The following is a 19,455-nucleotide window of genomic DNA, read 5'->3' on the forward strand; positions in this document are numbered from 1 at the left end:
ATCTTATTTCAATGGTTTTACCCTGTTTTTTTCAACCCGTATTATAGCCTGAATAAAAACAACTTACAAAACAACCAAACAGTAATTCACAGGCCCCATATCTACCTAAAAAAGCCTTTAAAAAAATATTTTGGACCACTCAGCTTCTCCAATATACAAGTCAATCTTCCGCTAGAAAGCACCATTTACAGACTGTTATTTTCATCCTCTCAAATGATAAATCCCTACTTAAAATTCAAAAAAATCGAAGAAAAGGAAGTGTTTTTATATATTTTACCCTATTTTTAGAGAATCAAGTAGAAAAACAAGTCAAATTTTTCATGCATAAAATACTATTAATAGAAGACGAACAGAACGTAGCCGAATTCATCATTCAAGGATTAGAAGAAGACGGATACCAAGTCGTGCACGTTAAAAAGTATGATGATGCTTTACGAAAGTTAGAAAAAGAAAATATAGACCTTGTACTTCTTGATGTGCTTCTGCCGGAGATGAATGGCCTAGAAATCTGTAAAAACCTGAGAAACCAAAACTATAGAGATTTACCTATTCTTATGGTTACAGCGCTCGGCAGTCCAGAGAATGTTGTCCTTGGCTTAGATAGTGGTGCCGACGACTACCTATCCAAGCCTTTTAAGCTTATCGAACTAAAAGCTAGAATACGAAGCCTAATTCGTAGAAAAAAGGAAATAACGCTGGTCAGCAAACAAGAAGAAAATAAAAAATTCCATTATCAATTCATCACGATAGACGATTACAAAAAGATAGCCTACTGCCAAGAGCAAGAGCTTAACCTTACGTCAACCGAGTATCGCTTGCTTTTATTATTCATTAAGAACCCTAAAAAAGTGTTTGAAAGAAGCGAACTACTCGACAAAGTATGGGGAATCAACTTTGATATCGGTTCTAATGTCGTCGATGTATATGTAAACTATTTAAGAAAGAAAATTGAGAAAATTACCCCTGTCAAGACGATTCACACCGTAATAGGTATGGGCTATGTACTCAAAATTGAAGATCGATGAAAAAATACAACAAGACGCTCTATACCCTAATTGCCATCCTCATAATCTATACCGTATCCTTCACCCTATTTATATTCTACTCGATTACAAACTTCGCCTTCTCCGACTTTTACAAACGTCTAGACCTCCGGCGAGACCTTACCGCAGAAGAAATACTACATAACAAAAATACAAACAATTGGACCTCCAATTATATTAAGGATTTAGACCAACAACATAGCTTCCTCGTTGAATTTAATCCAGATACCGACCTCATCATCAGCAACGATGGCTTCAATAAAGACCTCTGGTCGCGCATCAACAAAAAGGCAGAAACAAACTTTAAGGAAGGAACCAACTTCTATTCCACAAAATATTTCCTCAAAGACGCAAAGCACTATATTATTGGTGTGTCGGCAGAAAACTACTTCTATACGCATCACCTTTCCTACCTACGCCAGCTGCTACTGATCAGCCTTGTCTTAGGAATATTACTCGTAGTCGTGATTTCGCTATTCACCAAGCGCTCGTTCATGAAGCCTATCTACTCCATGATCAACCAAGTAGAAAACATAGGATCAGAAAACCTACACCTAAGACTTACCGAACCACGTGACAATGGCGTTTTAAATAAGCTATCGCTGACCTTCAACAACATGCTAAACCGGATAGAAACATCTTTTGAAACACAAAAGAACTTCATCAGTAATGCTTCGCATGAACTAAATACCCCTTTAACATCTATTATCGGTATTGCCGATGTCAGCTTATCCAAAGAACGATCGATAGAAGATTATCAAAAAGCACTTTTAAAAATTTTAGATGCCGCAGAAAATTTAGAACGTAAAACCAGCGCCCTCCTTCTATTGGCACGTACAGGCTATAAGAACAATAAACTAAATTTAAGCCCCGTACGAATAGATCAAATCGTTATGGATGCGAAGATGACCCTTACCGAGATAAATAAAGATTTCCGTATCATCATTGATTTTAGTCTACTACCCGATGATAGCATGCGTCTCAAAATAAATGGATCGGCACCTTTACTTCAACTTGCGATATCCAACATTATAGCCAACGCCTGCAAATATTCAGAAGATAATACGGCCTACATCGCCCTGGGGGCGTCCGAAAATAAAGTTATCGTCATCATCAAAGATGAAGGAATCGGTATTCCGCAAGATGATCAAGACCATATTTACGATCCTTATTACAGAGCCTCAAACACCGACAACTACCAAGGATATGGCATTGGGTTGCCCCTATCACGCAACATCATACGCATGCATAATGGCCAATTGTCGATAGCCTCCACGCTGGGCAAAGGAACAAGTGCACGCATAGAATTGCCATCCATCAAGACTTTTTAATCCTATTTTAATATCGACACCTTTTCTAATCTCATTTTAATAACATTCGTGAAATTCTAATACCGAATTAATGAAGGATTAATTCCGCTCCTACATCCGACTTGTAGCTTTGCTGAAGCTATGAAGAAGATAAAACGAATTCTAATGCCGACGAATTTTACAGTGAGCTCCCTAACAGGAGCAATAAACTACTTGTCGGAAGCAAAAGACACGAAAATCGAACTAGTACTTGTCCATGGGCATGCCTTGAGCGATTCCATCACTGAACTATTAGGCTTTGATAAAGACGACTATCTCGAAAAGTGCTATCGTGAAGATTTTCTCACAGCCTGCCAAATCATTAAAACAAGATTTGAAGAGCAAGTAGAAGAAATCTATTCGGATATCATATGCTCAAAAAACAATCGCTACATACGCAACTACCTCAAAGGCAACAAAATTGAAAAGGTCATATTACCAGCTCATTTTTCTTATGCTAAGTTGCTCCCGAATAGCTTTTGTACTATCGATCTATTACGCGATAACTGCCAAAAGCTTAACATCCCCATCGTGGAGCTGTCGCGCGCACAATCGCCAACACCAAAAGAACAGGAAACGGATAGTATCGACAATATATTCTTTAGAAAGGATTTAAAAAATGCAACTTATTAAAAAGCTAAAGCGAAGTACCCTAATAAAGATTACCTATATCCTTATTGGCGTGCTCCTTATCGTATCCTTAACGTCCGTCATTTCCCTACAAAGCCCAGAGCGGCTCATTCAAGGAACATGGAAAGAAAAGGCATGGTATATTGAAAAAGGAGAATCATCAGGCCCTATGCTTATCAATCAGCAAGGCTTAAGGAACGAGATATTAACGGACTTAGAGCTTCTGCATTACGGTATTTGGGATTTCCAAAAGCATAAACTGACCACCTACGGCATGAAACAAGAAGGCTCTTCCGTGGAATGGCTGATAAAGGGAAGAGGTCATATCCTAGAGTTACGTAAAGCAGGAAAAAGAATTGAGACCTTCCAAATACAACAGATCAATGATGACCTTCTGGAGTTGCATCTCAATTTTGACCTACAAGTTAAAGGGGTTATGAAAATCGTGTTGGAAAGGGTGACAAAAGTAGACAACTATGTTAAGAAAGTATAGCAACCATAGAACAAACAGCGACAACATCAAACTAGGCGCATTAACGGCCTTTTCGGCAGGCATGGTCAATGTTATTTCCGTTATTGTCTTTTTCTCCTTTACCTCGAATGTGACCGGTTATTATGCCATCCTTGCCCAAGAAGTTTCCAAAGGCAATTGGTACCAAGTGGCCGTTGTACTTCTATGGATATTACTGTTCTTTATCGGTAGTATGATTTCCAACTTGATTATCATTCATGGTAAAGGAAAACGTAGTGTATACATGACGCACGCCATACCGGTGATGCTCGAATTTCTGAGTATCCTTTTCGTCGGGATTTATTTACAATTTTTCTATAAAGATACCCTCCAAGAGACAGAATTGCTTGTCGGTGCGCTACTCTTTGCTATGGGTTTACAAAACGGGCTTACCGCAACGATTTCAAACTTCGCCGTAAAGACAACACACCTTACAGGATTAACAACAGATCTCGGCATTTTGGTATCTATGTTTACAAAGAAAGTAAACAGACAGAATAAAAGCTTAGTAGATAAGTTCCACTTATTACTCTTTATCTTTTTGTCGTATATCCTTGGCGGAATTGTGAGTGGTGTATTCTATAACAACTTCCAGAATCACACCTTTTACCTCGTATGTTTTATTCTGCTGATTATCGCTTTTTATGATTTTTATAAACTCAAAAAAGTGAAAAAGCTATTTGGAAAAAGACATGCCAACTACAATGCCGCATTAGAGAAACCGGGCAATTCCAATCTCTCCAATACGAGCAAGGAAACAACCGTACAGCAAGTTTAGTTTATCAATTTTATAATCACAAGTTCGTTTATGGGATCATTCTCTCCTTTGGAAACAGGAGATGAATGGTCTCATTTACAAGTATCATAAAAAGCCACTAATCGTTCTCTTTTGGGATAAGCAACTTACTTTCCGTTGGAAAGCGGCTAATCAGATCAGCACCTACGCCAAAGTTGCCTTCCAGCAAGTCTTTCGGGTTTCCACTTAGCCAAGTACTCAAATCTATAGCCTCATAAAAAGGACTGTTGAAGCCCAGTAGAACAATCATCTTTTCTGTACCGATATTCTTAATATAGTGGCCTGCCCCCATCGGCACATAGCCGATATCGCCTGCCTCATAGGTATCTACGACAAAATTATGCTCCGCAAGGAAAACGCCCATTTCGGCATGTCCTTGAATAAAGTAAGACCATTCATCGGCATTCGGATGCCAATGTAACTCACGTAACCCACCGGGTTCAATTTCAAAAATTGCTCCCGTGATGGTTGTCGCTATAGGAAATTCCTTCTTCGAAACAATCCTTTGTGTACCTCCACCAGGCACCAAAATAGGCTGCTGCGCTGCTAAAGGATAGCGGTGAGGCGATACTAAGGTGGTCTCTTTACGCGCTACGGCCAATCCCGAGCCTACCGAAGGTACCTTACCTTGTGCAAAATAAACCTCCTTTTTAGGCAATTTATCAACATCTTCGACGGATATACCTAAACTTTGCGCAGCAATAGCGGGTGGCACCGACGATAAGAAATCCGTAACGCTAAACGTATGGTCTTCGGAAAAATCGCCGTTATCAAAAATTAAGATGAAATGGCATTGCTCCTCACCCACACATTGCAAAACATGCCCATACCCTCTCGGGAAATACCATACATCGCCCGGATAAAACAAATCAATATACGTATTGCCTTCCGGGTCAATGGTTGTGGTACGCACCGCTCCCTTCACCACATAAGCCCATTCTGCGGCATTGGCATGCCAATGCAATTCGCGCATGGCCCCAGGGTCAAGATGCATACTTACGCCGGCAAGATTCTTAGAAGCAGGGAACTCACGTACAGACACCCCACGAGTGATACCTCCACCTCCCGGCTCAATACGCGGTTCTTTAGCTTCCATTTTAAATTTGAAAGAAAGCTGTTCTTCAGCCATATGAAAATACTTTAGGGTGAAAAATTAAACAAGTCGTTTCAAACGGAAAAGCAACTGTTGCACCGCTTCTTGAAACTCATCGATAATAGATTGCGAGAATGTTTCCGTAAATATTTCCCGTGTTTTTTCGACATAAGCATAGAAGTCACCGATATGCTTAATATGGTCCGTTGGTCGTGCCGTTTCTGGGATGATAATTTCAACAGAGCCTACTACGGCAATAGTTGTTTCAACCAGTCGGTCGGTAATACCGCTAAGACTTTCGATAGCTTGGTCTAACGAGATATGCGCTTCATAACTACCCTTTCCAGTGATAGACCAATGCACTAATTTTAAAGAATTTCGAAAGGAAATAATTTTGCCGAGGAAATCAGCCGTAGATTTTAAATTGTTGTTTGACGCCATAATAGATAGTTTTTATTTGTTTATAAACACTCCTTTTACTCTTTATCATATCGTACTATCTCAAAGCTAATCATAATTGCTGGTCAAGACGATCCTTATGAGCAAAGAAATAAAAATCACGTATTATCGCTGAACTTTCAGCTTCATTATCGCCTCAAAGCACAGTAATAAAAATGATTATTATAATTAATAAACAAACAATAACGAGGGTTGTTCGCATAGAAGTAAAATTAGAATAGTGCTTGATAGAAATCAGGAATATTCAAAAACATACATATGCTTTTTTGTACCTTTATCCCCCTTAATTTTGAAATAATATAGTCATGAAAAATCTTTTTTTAACAGCCTCTTTTGCTGATGTAGCACAGTATTTTGAACAGTTTATTGGTTATCCCACTATTGGAAAGACAGTAACATTCATTATTACAGCGAGTATACCTGAAGAGTATACGGGCTATGTTGATAACGACAAAAGTGCATTCGAAGCGCTAGGCGTCTATGTTGACGTTTTCGATGTGACCGAAAAAAACGAAGTAGAAATCACAGAAAAGCTTGCTAAAAATGAATTCATATATGTGTCTGGAGGCAATACATTCTACCTCCTGCAAGAGTTAAAAAAATCAAAGGCAGACCAATTTATTACCGCACAAATCACTGCCGGAAAAACATACATAGGAGCATCCGCAGGAAGTATGATTCTTTCTCACGACCTTACCTATGTCGAACAGATAGATGATAAAAATAAAGCGCCCGAACTAAAAGATAATACAGGACTTGGACTAATACCATTCTACGTATTGCCACACTATAAGAACGAGCCTTTCACAGCGATAATGGATACTGTATTTCTTCAGTATCAAGCACAACTCACCTTCGTACCCATCAGTAATACGCAGGCAATTGAAATAAAAGGTGACAAACACCAAGTAATTGGCATCCCCGCAGCTTCAATAAGCGAGTAGTCATGTTTATTGGTTAAATCCAATGATTGGTGAGAATAAGATTGTCTGGAGATGAATAGTTATCCACATGTTATTAACATATGTTGGTAGCGCTATTTTAGGAACAGATGTATAGGAATAAACAGTCAAAAATCATAGATATGGCCAGTTTCTGTCCAACCATCACAAGTCAACGTCCACTGGTCAAATACAATCGATAAGCGCTCCTCAAGATTGGATATTTGTTGCATAATATTAAAAACAACATAAAAATATTTCAATCATGAAAACAACAAAATTACCCTTAATCGCTGCTTCTATCGCTTTTGTAGCTGCATTTTCAAACAAATCATTCGCACAAGAAAATCCAGTAACCTTCGGTATCAAAGGTGGAGCAAGTCTTTCTTCATTTGGTGGTGATCTTAAAGACACAAAATCTGCTGTACGCTACCGCTTAGGTTTAACGACAGATATCGCTTTAACGAACAATCTATTTGTATTTACGGGTTTAGATTTTCAAACCAAAGGGGCTAAATACGCGTCAAAAGGAGGATCAGAAGCAAAGTATAACCCTATCTATGCACAAATTCCGTTAAGCATAGGCTACAAAGTTGACTTAGCACCAAACACGAAATTTGTTGTTCACGCAGGTGGTTATGCTGCTTACGGTATCGCTGGAAAAATCAAGAATGACCCAAACAACGATAAACGTTCGGTTTTTGGTAAAGATGGATTCAAAAGACTTGACTACGGTTTATTGGGTGGTGTAGGCGTTGAGTTTGGCAAAATTGCAGTAAGCGCTGGTTATGAATACGGCTTAGCGAACATCAATAATGCAGGTCCAAAAATCAGTAACAGAAATCCATATTTGACAATCGGCTACAAATTTTAATACTATCCGAAATAAAACACTTCCTAATAGCAAAAAAAGGCCTTTCTATAAAGGCCTTTTTTTATTTTATTTACTAATCAATCCTTTATAAACCACAGCATTCAAGAACTCATCTTTACGATGTTTTGAAATAGGCAACTCCGTACCGTTGACAAACAAACGGCCACCATTAATTTTATCGATGTGATTAATATTCACCAAATAGGAATTATGGATTCTGAAGAAACTATCCTTCGGCAAAGTTTCAGCCAAAGAGGTCATTGTCTGATGAATCACGAATACGGTATCAACGAAATGAAGCTTTAGATAGTTCTGCATCGCCTCTACAAATAAAATATCCTCCCAGTTGATACGCTGAAAAGAATCCCCCTGACGGATATACATATCGATAGCTTTCCCATCGTCTTTGCTATTTAAAACCACTTGTGATTTGTATAGGTCAATAGCTTTCTGAGCTGCCTGAAAAAAACGTTGAAAAGTATAAGGCTTCAACAGGTAATCCACCACATTCAGACGAAATCCATCAAGCGCATACTCCGAATAGGCTGTCGTCAGAATCACCAGCGGTGGGTTTTGCATAGATTCCAAAAGCTCTAGCCCTGTCAATCGAGGCATATTAATATCTAGGAATAGTAAGTCTACCTCTTGCTTTTTTAAGAATTCTAAAGCTTCAATAGCCGATAAGCAAGTTCCTACAACTTCGATAGCTTCAATATCTTGCAAGTAATCAACAACTCCATCTATGGCATTTTCTTCATCATCTACAATTAAGCATTTCAGCTTTAGCACGGGTTGTTTTGAAACGATATTTGTCATTTTTATAGTGTGATTGTGAGTGAACTAGCGTAAACGGTATCCGTTTCGCTAATATCCAAGGCATAGCGCCCAGCATACAGAATTTCTAACCGTCCTTTTATATTTTCCAATCCGATACCCGAAGCCTCTTTCGGCGTCGTCCGAGGTTCGGCTGCATATTTAGAATTTTTAACAGTTAAAACCAGCACCCCATCCTTTTGTTTCAAATTTACATTTACAAACCCCTTCTCTGTTTTGGAGCGTGACACATGCTTGAAGGCGTTTTCCACAAAAGTTATCAACAAAAGTGGAGACAAAGTCGCCTGCTCGTCCGCTATTTCCCAGGTACAGTTCACATCAAGGCTATTCTTCCAGCGTACTTTTTCCACATCGATAAAATTCTTTAAGAACTCCACTTCCTGCTTCAAGCTGATACTTTCTTCTCGACCACTATACAATTGATAGCGCAAGATATTGGTATACTGTACAAGCAGCGATGAGGCTAAATCAGGCTCTTTACGGATTAAAATATTCACATGATTCAACACATTGAACATAAAATGTGGATTTATTTGCGCCTGTAATATCTGCAATTGTGACTCTATTAAGTTCTTCTGCAAGCGCAAATTCGCTTCATAGAAGCGTACCCCACAGAAGCCAAAATTGATAAAGATGGCTAGCAGCATAGAGCTCACAAAGTCTTCAAAAAAACTATTGTCTTTCGTAAAAATAGTCGACGCAGGAAAAATATTGATACTCTCCAAGTAGGTAAACAGGCGAAGAATAAAAAGCAAGCATAGCCCCAATAAAATCGAATAGATTAAGGCTTGCAAAGCAAAGTAGAGCATACTATTTTTCTGCATCGCTTTCCGCAGAATAGTCGTGCTCAAACGTGTTGTTACGGGATAGCTTACCAACACCACGGCAATACCAATAAGCATGGCTTCATAGATTGGCAGCAGCTTTACACCGAATTGAATCATAAACATAATCGCCACAGCCAACCATAGCAAGTTGACAAAACGATTGTAGCTTTTTAGAGAAAAACTTTTCATAACACAAAGATACCGGTTTTTTAAAGAGCCAAATGGCCAACCATCATAGGCAAACGACCAAGGGTCAAATAGACTTCCCGAACGCCAGCACTAAAATGATATTTGCTTCCAAATTAATTCAAAAAGCAAAAAAATGAAATTAAAAGCATTGTTAATAACGGTTATCACTTTAGCTTACGTACAAGGGTATTCACAAATTTCCTTCAAAACTGAGTATTTAGGAAACTCGAGCTACTGGCTAGAAAAGAAAAATAAAGAACCACGCGAGAAAGTGGGTAACGCTGAAGGATCGGCCATGGTCTACTCCGGGAGCATCAACATTCCGCTATCCGTAAAGATGACCGAGGATAAAAAACCAATCACCTGGGGGGTAGGCATGTCAGGATCTTATGTTTCACTGAAAAACAAAAATTTCACCGAAGAAATGGTCATTCCTGAAATTTTAAACGCCGACGTTGGTGTTTTCCATGCACGCCCCATTAGTGAAAAATGGCGCTTGATGGCTACTGCAGGTGTTGGTGTATACGCTGCTACGACCGATGTATCTAAAATAGGAAAGAAAAACATCTTGGGTAGCGTAAGTTCCATCTTTATCTACAAGGTAAATCCGAATTTAGAAATTGGTGGTGGTGTGGCGGTAAACAGTACATTCGGTTACCCGATGGCCTTCCCAGCACTTTATGTAAACTGGACAAAACAGGGTAAACTAGACTTCAACCTAGCGATGACCAATGGTTTGAGCGTATCCGCCGGCTATAACGCAACAAAATTCTTGAAGCTTTCGCTTATCGGCGAGATGAATGGACAAATGGCCCTACTAGAAAAAGATGGTAAAGATGTGATGTTCTCTCATCTATATATCGTGAGCGGTTTGCGCGCCGAGGTGAAGCTAGGCAAAAATGTAACCATCCCTTTTACAGCAGGTATCAATGCGATCCGCCCGACGACCTTCTCCGACCGTACGCTACAAGGTATGTTTAAGTCTAAAGACAGCTACTATTTCCAAATCTCTCCGTACTTATCAACAGGTTTAAACATCAAACTCTAAGGCCTGAAAAATGAAGAAAATCTTGTTTTCTCTTTTTGGAATACTGCTATCGACACTGCCTATCCATGCACAATGGGATTTAAACCGCTGTTTAGATTTTGCGAAAGCTAATAACAAAGCCTTGCTCGCACAAAAACAACAGCTCCGTGTTGCCGATTACGAGCAGAAAATAGCGGCAGCGAAGTTCCTACCCGAGGTAAACCTAGCCATAGAGTCTAGCTACTATTGGAAAATTCCTGTGCAGAGCTACCCCGGCGAGCTGTTCGGCCTACCGGCCGAAAGAGTAGCTATCGCTACAGGATCGAAACTATCGGGCAATTACGATGTACATATCAACTGGAATGCTGTGGATATGCAAAGTTGGCAAAACAGTAAATTGGAAAAGCTTAAAAGCCAATCGGTAGCCTACGGCATCCAATCGATGGAGCAGCTCCTACTGCGCAACGTGACAGCCGCTTTTTATAACATACAGATAGAAAGACAAAATAAAGATTTGTCCGATAAGCTGCTTGCCAAACACCTACTGATACACCAGCTGTTGAGCAAGAAATTTCAAGAAGGCCTCCTTGATAAAATAGCGATAAACCAATCTACCGCTATACGTAGACAATACGAGAAATATCAAGCAGAGCAAGAAATGGCGTACCAAAAAGCAGTGCTCGATTTAAAATATTGGATGGGTTTCCCTTTAGAGGAGCCTCTAGAACTGGTAGCCGTCTCCGTCAATATAGCTGTACTGCGCATCCTAGATTTTAAGGCCGAGCAGCTACCCGACTATCAAGAAAAAGAAGCTAGCATAAAGGTAGCACAGCAACGGCTGCAAGCATCCAAATATTACCGTATGCCCCAGCTATCCTTGGGCAGTAGTTTTGGACAGATTGGATTTGGGGAACAGCTAAGCACTTTCACCAATTTCTCCAAATGGCATAGCAACGGTTATGTAGGCTTTCGCCTTCGTATACCATTATTTGCACCCGGAGGAGCACCAACGGTTAAACGCAATCGTGCACTTTATGAACAAACGACACAGGAATTTGTCGCCTATCAGGATCAAGAGAAGAAACGGTATTTACAGCTGCAGCTGGACCTTAAACAAACAGCAACAACGCTTAATGCGCAAGAAGACCTTCGCAAACTGGCTGAAGAAAACCTCACGCTCTGCAACCAGAAAATTGAAGCAGGGATTATGGATATGATCCAACTACAACAGATACAACAGGAGCTTATAAAAACCGTAACAGCAGAAAATAAAGTAAGGCTAGACTACTTAAAAAACCAAATCGAATTAAACTATTTACAAAATGAAACACAGAAAATCTAGACTTGCCTATTGCCTATATCTATCCTTATTCTTGTTTTCTTGCAGTACCAACGAACCGACATTTACTCTGCAAGAAGAAACCATTAACGAAGGCGTATATGCATCTGGCGAAATATTGCCCAATCCCTATGCTTTTGTTCAATCGGCTACAAACGAAGTAATAAGTCAGATTTTAGTTAAAGAAGGAGATGAAGTGAGCGTGGGCGATGTCCTTGCTTTCCTTGGAGCAGCCGAAGACGACACACAACTAACGGTGCTACACCAACAGCTAGTGCTAGCATCCGCGGCTGCCGACCAGCAATCGCCCATACTAAAAGAGCTACGTGAAAAAATTGATGCCGCAAAAAGCAGATATCAGCATGATCAGAAAAATGCGGAACGCTATGCCAAGCTAGCCCTCACGACTGCCGTTTCTCAAAAAGAAGCCGATGACTTCGCTTTACAAGCGGAAACAAGCAGTGCAGAGGTCACCAAAGCACAAAAGCAATATGAAGCGAAGGTCAACGAACTCGCTGGCGCTAAACTACAGGTCGAAAACGCATTGGCGCAAGCCAACAATAGCTTGAAACCGAAAGTGCTACACAGCAAAATTAACGGGAAAGTACTCTCCATTAGCAAGAAAGTAGGCGAATCGGTGCAACCGGGCGAAAACATTATGCTTATCGGCAATGATAAAAGCTTCCAGCTAAAGCTCTTTATCGATGAAAGGGATATCAACAAAGTGAAAATAGGCCAGCAGATATCCTTCGAAACAGATGCATACCCTAAGCAAGTATTCCATGCGCAACTTCATAAGATTGATGCACTCATCAATACAGCTTTGCGCAGCGTGAAAGCAGAGGCTACCATCGATGGAACAACGTTCTTTTATCCACAATCGGCTGTAGAGGCCAATATCTTGATTAAAGAGCAGCAGAAAGCACTACTTATCCCTGCCGATTATTTACGAGCAGGCGATACTATTGTCCGCAAGCAAGGAAAAGATAAACAACAGATTAAGGTGACTACGGGCCTTCGCTTAGGTAGCAAGGTGCAGATCACCAATGGGCTAAGAGCAGGCGATATTCTTTATAAAAACAAGTAGACATGCAAAAGAAACAAGATTTCAAGTTGCTGTTTTTTGTGGCTTTCACGCAGTTAAAGGACAAAAAAACACAAACCATAGTCGCAACCAGTGGAGTGGCTTTTGGTATAGCTATTTTTATATTCCTCCTCAGCTGTGTCAAAGGAATCAATGACTACATTACCGAATTGTCTTTGGCGCAATACCCACATGTACGCTTGTTTACCGAGAGCCAAGTTTCTGAGCAATCGGTCATGGACAAGGTATTTCCCAATCAAGAAAACAAACTTTTCCATGCGAAACCGAAAGTGTCATTGCAGTACTTAAAAAATGGAAATGTAGCAACCCGTGAAATTGCCAATAATCCTACAGTAATGGCTGTTTCGGCCTCTATAAAAGCGCAGGTATTTTTTAATGTAGGTCCCACAAAAACAACGGGTGAACTTATCGGCATCGATTATGTCAATGAAAATAAATTGATGGACATAGATGATAAAGTTCTTGCAGGAAACCAGCAAGAACTGGACATTAGGCCCAATAGCTTAATTATGGGAAAGGCACTAGCCGAGCGGTTAAACCTCAACATCGGTGATAAATTCATCGTTAGCACTGCCGAGGGGCAGAAATATACATCTACCTTATCGGCAATTATTAAAACTGGCATTCCTGAAAAGGATAAAACACTCTGCTATGCTAGCCTCAAGACGGTACAAAACATTTTGCAAGTACCGCCTTCTTATATCAGCGATATCAACATTAAGCTCATCGACAGAAAAGAGGCTGCTGCCTATGCCATGCAGCTGACCGCAACATACGGTTATAAAAGCTCCGACTGGCTCAAAGATAACCCCTTCTTGTTTGAAGGTGAGTCTCTAAACCGCATCATCTTTTACGGCATCGCCGGAAGTATTTTGCTGGTGGCCGGATTTGGTATTTTTAATATTCTAAACATGATGATCTACGAAAAAATGAAGGACATATCTATCATTAAAGCTATTGGATTTATGGATAAAGATGTACGCTCTATATTTATGATTCAAGCGCTTTCTATTGGCTTCGCCGGATCTATATTGGGACTGCTCACCGGATTGATGCTCTCTTGGGGAATGACTTTTATTCCTTACGAAAGCGACCTTTTTGTGTCGCTAGACCATTTCCCAATGCGCTTTAACATAAACTACTATATTTTCGGTTTTTTCTTTGGACTACTCACCACCGCCTTGGCAGGCTATCTGCCATCGCGCAAAGCAGCTCAACTAGACCCTATATCAATTTTAAGAGGATAATATGCACGCTATAGAAGTACAGAATCTGAACAAATATTTTTATACGCCCAGCAAGTTTCGGGTGCTTAATAACTTAAATTTCGGCGTAGAGAAAGGCAAGCTTACCGCTATCACGGGCAAATCGGGTAGTGGCAAGTCTACCCTCCTATACCTGCTTTCTACCATGGACACCGACTTTGAAGGTAACATCGCTATCGATGGAATTAACATCAAAGAACGCACAAAAAATCAATTGGCAGCATTTAGGAATAGTCATATTGGCTTTATCTTTCAGTTTCACTACTTGTTGTCCGAGTTTTCGGTGCTCGACAATGTAATGCTACCGGCGTTGAAGCTTGGGAGTCATAGCAAAGAAGAAATAGAAAAGCGTGCCATGGATTTATTAATGACGCTTGATGTAGCTACACAAGCAACAAAGCGGGCTTCCCTCCTGTCAGGCGGACAGCAGCAGCGTGTCGCTATTGCACGCGCCCTCATCAATGAGCCTTCACTCATCATCGGAGATGAGCCTACGGGAAATCTAGATGTAAAAAATACAGCTGTCGTACTGGACTTATTTAAGGAGTTGAGTCACGAAAAAGGCTACACCATACTCACCGTAACCCATGATGACGACTTCGCTCGCCAATCGGATGTGAATATTCATGTGGTCGATGGGATAATTGTTTCATAAATCAACCTTGTTGGGTGGCTTATCGCTAAGCCACTCAACAAGGAATCTTATTATTTTAGGAGAAAAGTTATTTCTTTAAAATACCTTTTTCAACACTTTCATCAATCAGGTTTTCTGCAAAATCCCATAAAGAAATAGAGCCTTCTTTAATGACTTTTTTCTTTTCGTATACCTTTTCATAGTTCACACCGAACTCATTCCAGGTACCACCATTATTGGATGTATTTTGCAATAAAGGCTCTAATCGGTCCATCGACTTCGCAAATTTTGCTTCTTTCGTCTGTCCAGCCTCAAACTCTTCCCAAATTTCAATCAGTTCACGCGCTTGCTCCTCAGGCAGTAGACCAAAAATACGCTGAGCAGCTAAGCGTTCATCGGCTGTATTCTGATGATTCTTTTGCGTATCATAAATAAAGGTATCACCAGCATCTATCTCCACAATATCATGTATCAAAACCATCTTCACCACTTTCAAGATGTCTACAGCTTCATTGGCATGACCTGCCAAAACTATCGCCATGACTGCTAGATGCCAACTATGCTCGGCATCATTTTCATTTCTATCACTGTTAAATAGTTTGGTCTTGCGTTGGATATACTTTATTTTATCAATCTCTTTGATAAAAGCAATCTGCTTTTGTAAACTTTCTGGAATCATGGGGTATCAATTTATCCATTACAAAGATATTACCTAAAAAATAATCAGCACTAAAAATTAACGACTTTAACGTATCAGGTAAAACAAATATTTTGTAAAATTGTTGCATATCAATCTGTAAAATCAACCTTACTAAAATGAGTAATACCCCATTACAAATAGAAGACGGCGCATTCAGCATACGCCAACTGCAAGAACACGAAGCGCTACTTTACAAATCCATGCGCCTTGAGGCTCTACAAACGGAACCCGCCATGTTTAGAACGAGTACCCCTGCCGAAGCAACACTGACGGATGCTGACTGGAAAGAGCGTGTACAACATCCGCGAGCGGTGTTTGTGCTACTGGAAAACAATATTCCTATCGGCATGACGAGTATTCTTCTGGTAGATGACGATGTAGCCTACTTAGGCCAATCTTATATTAAAAAGGAATTCCGTGGAAAGGGACTTGCAGCTCTTCTATATAAGGCACGGATGGCATGGGCGCATAACTTACAATTAAAAAAACTTACAATAAGTCATCGCCAGAGCAACCTCATCTCAAAAGCGGCAAACCAGCGCCTAGGATTTATATACATCCATAGCGAAACAATGAACTGGTTAGATGGCACAGTTGAAGATGTGCTCTACTACGAACTAGAATTGTAATAAATTTTGCAGTTCACCTTACTTAAAGCCTTCATACTTTTCCCATTTATGGAATACATGAAGGCTTTAAAACAATTACTCCCCGCCCACTTTATTAGCGTTAATTAACATGTACCGATTCCCAATTATAGCTAAATTGCACTTTCTAATTACGGAATAGTCAGCCATACCCTATGAAAATAAAATCACTACTATTTAGCTGCTGCCTCGCGCTACTGTCGACTATCACGACCTATGCACAGACTCCTGCACAGCTTCATAAAATTGACTCTTTGATGCGTACAGCCAACGATAGAGGTGTCTTCAATGGGACAATTTTAATTGCACAAAATGGAAAGGTGATTTACAAAAAGGCATGGGGATATGCGGATGCAAGCCGTAAAAATCCGCTCACGACAAACATGCTTTTTGATATTGGTTCTATCGCGAAGGAGTTTAATGGGACAAGCATTATGTTGCTCAAAGAGCAACATAAATTAAAACTGGACGACCCCATTTCTAAATACTTACCTGACTTGCCAGCATGGGCTACAAAGGTGCAAATCAAACACCTGATTAATTATACCAGTGGGATACCTAATTTTACAGCGCAATCTAACGAGACCGATGCACAGCTGCTGGATTCACTACAGCAATTGAAGGCGCTGAAATTTGAACCCGAATCGGCCTATATTTATGCACATGCAAACGTATATCTGCAAAAACAGATTATCGAAAAAGCATCTGGCCTGCCCTATGCCAAGTTCTTGGACAAATATATTTTCAAACCGAGCCACATGAAGCATACCATTGTAGATGCCGATTTGAGCAAGCCCAATGTAGCGAATGCCTTTGATAACGATTTTCAACCGACGCCTTATATACAACTCACAACAGGTTCTCCGCGATTGACTGTATCCGACTTGTATACGTTCATCACCCGATTGGAAGCTTTTCAAATCATTAATGAAGAATCATTCAACGAGCTGGCGGTTAACTTTCCCGGAGGGGAAAGCAGCCTCGGTACGACAGGCTTTGCTGCAGGCAAGCTGCAATGGCACCGTCATCAAGGGTCAAACAGTAATTTTGAGGCTTTGGTATACACCGACCATCTACAAAAAGCATCCATAATAATGGAAACAAATAACCAGAACTTTAAAGTCGATGCCCTCAAAAATGCCATTCTAGCCATTTTGAGCGATAAACCTTTTACGATACCTAAAAAGTCGGTCTATCTGGATATCCGAGATAAAGTACTTAAAGACGTAGAGAAAGGACTAGCGTTCTACCAAGAAATCAAAGCTAATGGACAGGATAAATATGATTTTGGATTTGAGGCCGGCGACCTTATCACCACGGGTAAATACCTGCAACGACGAAACCGCTTTGATGATGCTATTCGTATCTACGCCCTCGCGATTCCGCTCTGCACGCGCCCTACGGACGAATCCTATGCTTATGAACTAACGGGAGAATGCTACTTGAAAAAAGGAGATAAAGCGTTGGCAAAAACATGGTATGAGAAAGCTTTAGCAACAGACGCTGGCAATAAGAATGCATCGGGCATGCTTTCTACACTCAACTAGCTTTCTGAGATATGCTTGTATTTTACCACACCTAGTTTTACATCAGCTAAATTTGTTATATTTGAGTTATGAGTACAGCATCAAATATCAACCATATTGGCCGCAAAATAAGCCGCATTCGCGAACTGCGCGGATTCAAACAAGAGGCCCTTGCTACAGAACTAGGCATAAGCCAGCAGGCGGTATCTATCATGGAGAATAAAGATAGTATTGAAAAAGAACTGCTTGCTCAAGTAGCAAAAATTTTAGGGGTAACAACTGAAGCAATAGAGAATTTCGACGAAGACGCTGTGTTTAATATCATCAACAATACATTTCAAGATAGTAGCTCAAATAACAATAATTATATGTGCACCTTCAATCCACTAGACAAACTATTGGAAGCACAGGAGGAAAACAAAAAACTGTATGAGCGTTTGCTAGAAGCTGAAAAGGCTAAAATTGCCTATTTAGAAAGACTACTGGAAAGAGACAAACAACGACACTTCTACACATCGAAAGCAAGTTATTAACATTTTTTGTGGATAACTTTGCCTTTTGGTGGATAAAGCGACTCTTCTATCCTTTAAAAAAGCTAGCCGCAACTAGTAGGCAATGCGTATCTCAGCACGCCAAAAACCTAATAACAGCTATATTTCCAGCTCTTTTATAGCCGCAATCAGCTTTGCAGCATGCTGCTGTGCCTCTTTTTTTATCTCAGCTTCTTGATAGCCTGCGGCTAATGAACTTCCATACGTATAAATAGGGTCAATATAATTCATTTGCGTATGATAGGCTGTTTGTTCTAAATGTTTACAAAACTCATAGACTCTAAAATGTTGAAAGCCCAACGTCGTGTAACTTTCCTTCGAAGAGCCTACCGTAAAACTAGGCACAAAGTTCTTCCCTTTAAGTTTGTCGCCTTCACTACCATAGGCAAATTGATGTGTTAATACCACATCAAACCATTGCTTTAAAATAGCAGGCATGCTGTACCAATAAAAAGGATACTGAAAAACAATTGTTTGATGACGCAACAAAGCCGCTTGCTCTGCTTGCACATCAATTTTATAATCCGGATATAAAGCGTGGATATCTCTTATTTCTAAATCGAGTTTGCTATTTTGCAATGCCTCCATTATCGTTTTGTTTGCAAATGACTTGTCATAAGTCGGGTGTGCTAAAATCACTAAAGCCATACTATAATTTTTATAGTTGCAAAACTAACTTTAGTACCCTAACTTTGCAATAACTATCAAATAGGATAGCCCAAAATAGGAGACAATGAAAACGGAATGCAAAGCTGATTTTGTTCAACTTAAAGGAAAGACGTACCCTTGCACGGTAAGCTTAACGATGGATTTGGTGGGTGGAAAATGGAAAACAGTTATCCTTTACCACCTCAAAGATGAACCCAAGCGCTACAACGAGCTACGCAAAGAAATGTCGGCTATTACAGAGATGACCTTAAGCCTACAGCTTAAACAGTTGGAAAAAGACGGCCTAGTAGCCAGAGCCGTCTATGGTAAAAAGCCGCCTATCAAAGTGGTGTATAGCTTATCGGATTTCGGAAAAACCTTTATCCCTGTTCTAGACGCCATCACCCAATGGGGAAATCAAGTCGTTAGCGAGCACGGTGAGTTTGTGCAAGCGTCAAACGATTAAG

Annotated in this window: 22 protein-coding genes; 16 read left to right on the top strand and 6 right to left on the bottom strand. The window is 40.2% G+C overall.

All coding sequences use genetic code 11. From position 1 onward, the window contains the following. Positions 1-320: 320 nt before the first annotated feature. The 5 genes from WH223_RS19925 (at position 321) to WH223_RS19945 (ending at position 4,311) form a co-directional block, all read left to right on the top strand. The gene (locus WH223_RS19925) at positions 321-1,025 is read left to right on the top strand and encodes a response regulator transcription factor (RefSeq protein WP_340049635.1); all 705 of its coding nucleotides are present in this window, start codon (positions 321-323) and stop codon (positions 1,023-1,025) included. After that, positions 1,022-2,374, top strand: a complete 1,353-nt coding sequence (locus tag WH223_RS19930; RefSeq protein WP_340049636.1) for a HAMP domain-containing sensor histidine kinase — start codon at positions 1,022-1,024, stop codon at positions 2,372-2,374. The genes WH223_RS19925 and WH223_RS19930 overlap by 4 nt, the downstream gene beginning before the upstream one ends. Before the next feature lie 120 nt (positions 2,375-2,494). Continuing rightward, positions 2,495-3,025: a hypothetical protein gene (locus WH223_RS19935; RefSeq protein ID WP_340049637.1), complete on the top strand. Its 531-nt coding sequence runs from the start codon at positions 2,495-2,497 to the stop codon at positions 3,023-3,025. Next, complete coding sequence (locus WH223_RS19940) at positions 3,012-3,515, top strand: hypothetical protein (protein ID WP_340049638.1); 504 nt, start codon at positions 3,012-3,014, stop codon at positions 3,513-3,515. Before WH223_RS19935 ends, WH223_RS19940 begins: the two co-directional genes overlap by 14 nt. After that, positions 3,499-4,311: a YoaK family protein gene (locus tag WH223_RS19945; protein ID WP_340049639.1), complete on the top strand. Its 813-nt coding sequence runs from the start codon at positions 3,499-3,501 to the stop codon at positions 4,309-4,311. Before WH223_RS19940 ends, WH223_RS19945 begins: the two co-directional genes overlap by 17 nt. A 97-nt stretch (positions 4,312-4,408) precedes the next feature. Here the strand turns inward: WH223_RS19945 and WH223_RS19950 are convergent, their stop codons facing one another. Both WH223_RS19950 and WH223_RS19955 read right to left on the bottom strand, forming a co-directional pair. Next, positions 4,409-5,458: a cupin domain-containing protein gene (locus tag WH223_RS19950; RefSeq protein WP_340049640.1), complete on the bottom strand. Its 1,050-nt coding sequence runs from the start codon at positions 5,456-5,458 to the stop codon at positions 4,409-4,411. Positions 5,459-5,482: 24 nt separating this feature from the next. Beyond that, the gene (locus tag WH223_RS19955; RefSeq protein ID WP_340049641.1) at positions 5,483-5,863 is read right to left on the bottom strand and encodes a DUF5856 family protein; all 381 of its coding nucleotides are present in this window, start codon (positions 5,861-5,863) and stop codon (positions 5,483-5,485) included. 323 nt (positions 5,864-6,186) lie between these two features. Here WH223_RS19955 and WH223_RS19960 point away from each other — a divergent pair, with 323 nt between their 5' ends. Together WH223_RS19960 and WH223_RS19965 are read left to right on the top strand one after the other, a co-directional pair. Next, entirely contained in the window at positions 6,187-6,825 is a 639-nt protein-coding gene (locus WH223_RS19960; protein WP_340049642.1) for a Type 1 glutamine amidotransferase-like domain-containing protein, read from the top strand. A 262-nt stretch (positions 6,826-7,087) separates the two neighbouring features. Then, positions 7,088-7,696, top strand: coding sequence for a porin family protein (locus WH223_RS19965; RefSeq protein WP_340049643.1), 609 nt, complete (start codon positions 7,088-7,090; stop codon positions 7,694-7,696). Between the two features lie 66 nt (positions 7,697-7,762). On the opposite strand, the gene WH223_RS19970 is transcribed toward WH223_RS19965, so the two are convergent. Together WH223_RS19970 and WH223_RS19975 are read right to left on the bottom strand one after the other, a co-directional pair. Further along, on the bottom strand, positions 7,763-8,512 hold the full coding sequence (locus WH223_RS19970) for a LytR/AlgR family response regulator transcription factor (RefSeq protein ID WP_340049644.1): 750 nt from the start codon (positions 8,510-8,512) through the stop codon (positions 7,763-7,765). A gap of 2 nt (positions 8,513-8,514) precedes the next feature. Continuing rightward, on the bottom strand, positions 8,515-9,546 hold the full coding sequence (locus tag WH223_RS19975) for a sensor histidine kinase (protein WP_340049645.1): 1,032 nt from the start codon (positions 9,544-9,546) through the stop codon (positions 8,515-8,517). Between the two features lie 133 nt (positions 9,547-9,679). Here WH223_RS19975 and WH223_RS19980 point away from each other — a divergent pair, with 133 nt between their 5' ends. Genes WH223_RS19980 through WH223_RS20000 form a run of 5 tightly spaced genes read left to right on the top strand, consistent with a single transcriptional unit; the run spans position 9,680 to position 14,937 of the window. Beyond that, a complete protein-coding gene (locus tag WH223_RS19980) occupies positions 9,680-10,594 on the top strand; it encodes a DUF6268 family outer membrane beta-barrel protein (RefSeq protein WP_340049646.1) in 915 nt (304 codons plus the stop codon). Between the two features lie 10 nt (positions 10,595-10,604). Beyond that, positions 10,605-11,915 (top strand): TolC family protein, encoded by a 1,311-nt coding sequence (locus WH223_RS19985; RefSeq protein WP_340049647.1) that lies wholly within the window; start codon positions 10,605-10,607, stop codon positions 11,913-11,915. Continuing rightward, complete coding sequence (locus WH223_RS19990; RefSeq protein WP_340049648.1) at positions 11,896-12,999, top strand: efflux RND transporter periplasmic adaptor subunit; 1,104 nt, start codon at positions 11,896-11,898, stop codon at positions 12,997-12,999. Before WH223_RS19985 ends, WH223_RS19990 begins: the two co-directional genes overlap by 20 nt. A 2-nt stretch (positions 13,000-13,001) precedes the next feature. Then, on the top strand, positions 13,002-14,264 hold the full coding sequence (locus tag WH223_RS19995; protein WP_340049649.1) for an ABC transporter permease: 1,263 nt from the start codon (positions 13,002-13,004) through the stop codon (positions 14,262-14,264). A 1-nt stretch (position 14,265) separates the two neighbouring features. Further along, complete coding sequence (locus tag WH223_RS20000) at positions 14,266-14,937, top strand: ABC transporter ATP-binding protein (RefSeq protein WP_340049650.1); 672 nt, start codon at positions 14,266-14,268, stop codon at positions 14,935-14,937. Between the two features lie 67 nt (positions 14,938-15,004). Here the strand turns inward: WH223_RS20000 and WH223_RS20005 are convergent, their stop codons facing one another. Then, entirely contained in the window at positions 15,005-15,595 is a 591-nt protein-coding gene (locus WH223_RS20005) for an HD domain-containing protein (protein WP_340049651.1), read from the bottom strand. A 221-nt stretch (positions 15,596-15,816) separates the two neighbouring features. On the opposite strand from WH223_RS20005, the gene WH223_RS20010 reads away from it, so the two are divergent. The 3 genes from WH223_RS20010 to WH223_RS20020 all read left to right on the top strand — a co-directional run bounded on the left by WH223_RS20010 (position 15,817) and on the right by WH223_RS20020 (position 18,322). Further along, positions 15,817-16,245 carry a GNAT family N-acetyltransferase gene (locus WH223_RS20010; protein ID WP_340049652.1) on the top strand — a complete coding sequence of 143 codons (429 nt, stop codon included), beginning with the start codon at positions 15,817-15,819 and terminating at the stop codon, positions 16,243-16,245. Positions 16,246-16,418: 173 nt separating this feature from the next. Beyond that, positions 16,419-17,810 carry a serine hydrolase gene (locus WH223_RS20015; protein WP_340049653.1) on the top strand — a complete coding sequence of 464 codons (1,392 nt, stop codon included), beginning with the start codon at positions 16,419-16,421 and terminating at the stop codon, positions 17,808-17,810. A 68-nt stretch (positions 17,811-17,878) separates the two neighbouring features. Beyond that, positions 17,879-18,322 carry a helix-turn-helix domain-containing protein gene (locus WH223_RS20020; RefSeq protein WP_340049654.1) on the top strand — a complete coding sequence of 148 codons (444 nt, stop codon included), beginning with the start codon at positions 17,879-17,881 and terminating at the stop codon, positions 18,320-18,322. Positions 18,323-18,439: 117 nt separating this feature from the next. Here WH223_RS20020 and WH223_RS20025 read toward each other — a convergent pair whose 3' ends face one another. After that, complete coding sequence (locus tag WH223_RS20025; RefSeq protein ID WP_340049656.1) at positions 18,440-18,988, bottom strand: NAD(P)H-dependent oxidoreductase; 549 nt, start codon at positions 18,986-18,988, stop codon at positions 18,440-18,442. A gap of 85 nt (positions 18,989-19,073) precedes the next feature. Here WH223_RS20025 and WH223_RS20030 point away from each other — a divergent pair, with 85 nt between their 5' ends. Next, the gene (locus tag WH223_RS20030; RefSeq protein ID WP_340049657.1) at positions 19,074-19,454 is read left to right on the top strand and encodes a winged helix-turn-helix transcriptional regulator; all 381 of its coding nucleotides are present in this window, start codon (positions 19,074-19,076) and stop codon (positions 19,452-19,454) included. Position 19,455 lies beyond the last annotated feature (1 nt).

This window comes from Sphingobacterium sp. MYb382 (genome assembly GCF_037572665.1).
GTDB lineage: Bacteria > Bacteroidota > Bacteroidia > Sphingobacteriales > Sphingobacteriaceae > Sphingobacterium.